4 protein-coding genes and 1 tRNA gene are annotated in these 4,091 nt (G+C 72.3%); all 5 read left to right on the top strand.

Annotated elements, in window-relative coordinates; all coding sequences use genetic code 11:
- Positions 1-195: 195 nt before the first annotated feature.
- Positions 196-951, top strand: coding sequence for a glucose 1-dehydrogenase (locus tag ACWCPW_RS51695; RefSeq protein ID WP_449768633.1), 756 nt, complete (start codon positions 196-198; stop codon positions 949-951).
- Positions 952-1,067: 116 nt separating this feature from the next.
- Positions 1,068-1,844, top strand: coding sequence for a glucose 1-dehydrogenase (locus ACWCPW_RS51690; protein ID WP_449768632.1), 777 nt, complete (start codon positions 1,068-1,070; stop codon positions 1,842-1,844).
- Positions 1,845-1,902: 58 nt separating this feature from the next.
- On the top strand, positions 1,903-2,664 hold the full coding sequence (locus ACWCPW_RS51685; RefSeq protein WP_449768631.1) for an SDR family NAD(P)-dependent oxidoreductase: 762 nt from the start codon (positions 1,903-1,905) through the stop codon (positions 2,662-2,664).
- Between the two features lie 144 nt (positions 2,665-2,808).
- A tRNA-Ala gene (locus ACWCPW_RS51680) sits at positions 2,809-2,881 on the top strand.
- A gap of 163 nt (positions 2,882-3,044) precedes the next feature.
- Complete coding sequence (locus tag ACWCPW_RS51675; protein WP_449768630.1) at positions 3,045-4,028, top strand: SDR family NAD(P)-dependent oxidoreductase; 984 nt, start codon at positions 3,045-3,047, stop codon at positions 4,026-4,028.
- Positions 4,029-4,091 lie beyond the last annotated feature (63 nt).

Here is a 4,091-nt window from a genome sequence, read left to right as displayed (position 1 = left end):
GTCCCTGCGCTTCGCTCCGGGCCACGAAGCCCAACTTCTGCGGCTCCGCCGCTCTCCGCGCTTCGCGCGTCGATCACTGGGGTGGGGCTGGGGCGGGGGCGCTGACGCGCCGGGGGCGGGCGTCGGGTGGAGGCTGGGGGCGCGGGTGGTGTGGGCATGGTCGGGGTTGGGGCGGAAGTCGTGGAGGTGGTTGGTGTGGGTGATCTGACGGGCAAGGTGGCGATTGTCACCGGGGCGGCGCGGGGGCAGGGGGAGGCCGAGGCGCGGCTGTTGGCCGGGCGTGGGGCGAAGGTGGTGCTGACCGACCTGCTGGAGGACGAGGGGGCCGCGGTCGCCGCCGGGATCGGGGACGCCGCGCGGTTCGTGCGGCACGACGTGTCGGACGCGGGGGACTGGGCGGCGGTCGTCGAGGTCGCCGTGCGCGAGTTCGGCGGGGTGCACGTCCTGGTCAACAACGCGGGCATCATGTGGACCAAGCCGATCCTGGAGGAGACGCCCGAAGGGCTGGACCGCATCCTCAAGGTCAACCTGTTCGGGACGTTCCACGGCATCCAGGCGGTGGCTCCGTCGATGCGCGCGAACGGCGGCGGCTCGATCGTGAACATCTCCTCGCTCGCCGGGCTCCAGGGCATCCCGGGGCACGCGGCCTACGGGTCCTCCAAGTGGGCGATCCGCGGGCTGACCAAGACCGCCGCGCTGGAGTTGGGCGAGTACGGGATCCGGGTCAACTCGGTGCATCCGGGCGCGGTGGACACCCCGATGGTCGGCAACCGCTTCACCCGCGGCGCGGGCAACTTCCCCACCGTGCCGCTGCGTCGGGTCGGCGAGCCGGAGGACATCGGCGCGTTGGTGGTGTTCCTCGCGTCGGACGAGTCCTCGTGGATCACCGGAACCGAGTTCGTCATCGACGGGGGCTCGACGGCGGGCATCGTGCCCCCGGTCCGGGGGTAGCGGCCGCACCGCGCGGCGACCGATCGGCAACCGTTCGTTTGTTGTTCGATTTGCTTAGTTGTACTATGCAAATTGCGAGCCGAGCAGTCGGCAGGCACAGATCGAAGGAACGCATCATGGCTGAACTCCAGGGCCCCAACCTGACCGACAAGGTCGTCATCGTCACCGGCGGCGCCCGCGGCCTGGGTGCCGCCGCGGCCGAGCAGATCGTCGCCGGCGGCGGGCGGGTGGTCATCTCCGACCTGCTGGACGAGGGCGCCGACACCGCCGCCGCGATGGGTGCGAACGCGCGCTTCCACTCGCACGACGTGACCAGCGAAGAGCAGTGGAAGACCGTCGTGGACTTCACGATCGCCGAGTTCGGCCGGGTCGACGGGCTGGTCAACAACGCCGGCGTGGCCACCGGCGCGATGTTCGACACCGAGACGCTCGAACACTTCGAGTTCGTGATCAAGGTCAACCTGACCGGCGTCTGGCTGGGCATGCAGGCGGTCATCCCGCACCTCAAGGCGGGCGGTGGCGGCTCGATCGTCAACATCTCCTCCGCGGCCGGCCTGATGGGCCTGGCGATGACCGGCTCCTACGGCGCGTCCAAGTGGGCCGTGCGCGGCATGAGCAAGGTCGCCGCGGTCGAGCTGGGCGGATCCGGGATCCGGGTCAACTCGGTGCATCCCGGCATGGTCTACACGCCGATGACCTCGTCCGTGGGCATTCGGCAGGGCGAGGGCAACTATCCGAACACCCCGATGGGCCGGGTCGGGGAGCCGAGCGAGATCGGCTCCGCGGTTGCCTTCCTGCTCTCCGACGCCGCCTCCTACGTGACCGGCGCGGAGCTGGCCGTGGACGGCGGCTGGACCACCGGGCCGACGGTCAAGTACGTCATGGGCGGCTGACCGGGATGCGGGTCGTCGGGTCGAAGCGTTCACACCGATCGAGGAAAGGTGACCAACCATGGCGGATCTGACCGGCAAGGTCGCGATAATCACCGGCGCCGCCCGCGGCCAGGGCGCGGCCGAGGCCCGGCTGTTCGTCGCGAGCGGCGCCCGGGTCGTGCTCACCGACCTGTTGGCGGAGGAGGGCGCGAAGCTCGCCGCGGAGCTGGGCGAGGCCGCGCGCTTCGTCCGGCACGACGTGTCGGATCCGGCGGACTGGGCCGAGGTGGTCGCCGTCGCCGTCGCCGAGTTCGGCGGCCCGGACATCCTGGTCAACAACGCCGCGATCTACTGGACCAGGGGCTTCGCGGACGAGACGCCCGAGCGGGTCGAGCGCATCCTCCAGGTCAACTTCTTCGGCGTGTGGCACGGGATGCAGGCGGTGCTGCCCGCGATGAAGGAGCGCGGCGGCGGCTCGATCGTCAACATCTCCTCGCAGGCCGGCCTGGAGGGCATGCCGGGACACGCGGCCTACGGCGCGACCAAGTGGGCCGTACGCGGCCTATCCAAGACGGTCGCGCTGGAGGTCGGCGAGCACGGGATCCGGGTCAACTCGGTGCACCCGGGCACGATCGACACCCCGATGATCGCCGCGGTCGGCCTGGAGCGGGGGCCGGGCAGATTCCCGTCCGTGCCGCTGCGCCGGATCGCCGCGCCGGAGGAGGTCGCCGAGGTGGTGGCCTTCGTGGCCTCGGACGCGGCGTCCTACCTGACCGGTACCGAGCTGGTCGTCGACGGCGGCGCGATGGCCGGGATGACCCGGCCCGCCGGCAGCTTCTGAGTCCGCGCCGGGACTCGCGGAGGCGCTCCGCGAGTCCCGGGTGCCGCGCGAACGGCGCCGGGGAAAGGCGTTTGGATGCGGCGCGGGGGAGCGTGTAAAGTACTCGTGGTCGAGCGGGTGAGCCCGCCGGCCCAGTTGAATAGCGGGGCTGTAGCTCAGTTGGTAGAGCGCTTGCATGGCATGCAAGAGGTCCGGAGTTCAATTCTCCGTAGCTCCACAGACAAGACCGCCTCCCGGATCCGTCCGGGGGGCGGTCTTTTTCGTGCTCGTGTCCCGGCCGGAGCCGGCGTGCGCCGGATGTGCGATGGGCCGGGAAAGGTGTGAAAGGCGCGTTCCGGGCATTGTCTCCGCGTGACCACGACGACGGAGGTGGGCGTGCGATGACGGAGAGTCGGTTCTGGGAGCGGGCGATGGACCGGGCGGTCGTGCCCGGATACAGCCGGTTCGGGTACCGGGTGCGCCGGCGGGCCGGGTTTCCCGCCGACCCCGAGCCGGCCGCGCTCAAGGGGCGGACCGTGGTGGTGACCGGGGCGTCGTCGGGCATCGGCGAGGCGGCCGTGACCGGCCTGGCCCGGCTCGGCGCGACCGTGGTCCTGGTGGGCCGGGACGAGGCGCGCGCCGAGGCGGCCCGCCGGCGGGTGGTGGAGCTGGTGCCGGGCGCCGAGGTGACCGTGCGGCGCTGCGACGTGGGCAGCCTGCCGGACGTGGCCCGGTTCGCGAAGGGCCTGCGCACCGAGCACGGCCCGCTGCACGCCCTGGTGCACAACGCCGGCACGATGCCCGGGGAGCGCACCGAGACCGCCGAGGGGCACGAGTCGTCGCTGGCCGTGCACGTGCTCGGACCGCATCTGCTCAGCCGACTCGTGGCCGCCGACCCCGCGTCCTGCGCCCGGGTGGTGTGGATGAGTTCGGGCGGGATGTACAGCCAGCGGCTGCCGGTGGACGACATCGAGTACCAGCGCGGTCCGTACAAGGCGGCCGTCGCGTACGCGCGGACCAAGCGCATGCAGGTGGTGCTGGCCGAGTTGTGGGCCGAGCACCTGGGCACCGGCGGCCCGGTCGTGCACGCCACCCACCCCGGCTGGGTGGACACCCCGGGCCTGCGCACCTCGATGCCGAACTTCCGCCGGCTCACCGCGCCGCTGCTGCGCACTCCGGCGCAGGGCGCGGACACCGCCGTCTGGCTGTGCGCGGCCCACGAACCGGGCCTCAGTACCGGCCTGTTCTGGCAGGACCGGGCCCCGCGACCGACCCACTACCGCGCGGCCACCCGGGAGAGCCGGCCGGACCGCGCCTGGTTCTGGCGACGCTGCCAGGAACTGACCCACCCGTGGGCGGGGGAGTGCGGCGGTCGCGCGGACTGATCCCGAGGCGACCCGGGTGCGGGACCCGGTGCGGCCTTGCGCCGTCCGCGTTTTCGGACCCGG

This window comes from Embleya sp. NPDC001921, from assembly GCF_053594475.1.
This window is presented reverse-complemented; position numbering and strand designations above follow the sequence as displayed.

Coding starts and splice junctions, on each gene's coding strand:
- ACWCPW_RS51690 (WP_449768632.1), top strand. CDS start 1,068: ATGGCTGAACTCCAGGGCCCCAACCTGACCGACAAGGTCGTCATCGTC.
- ACWCPW_RS51685 (WP_449768631.1), top strand. CDS start 1,903: ATGGCGGATCTGACCGGCAAGGTCGCGATAATCACCGGCGCCGCCCGC.
- ACWCPW_RS51675 (WP_449768630.1), top strand. CDS start 3,045: ATGACGGAGAGTCGGTTCTGGGAGCGGGCGATGGACCGGGCGGTCGTG.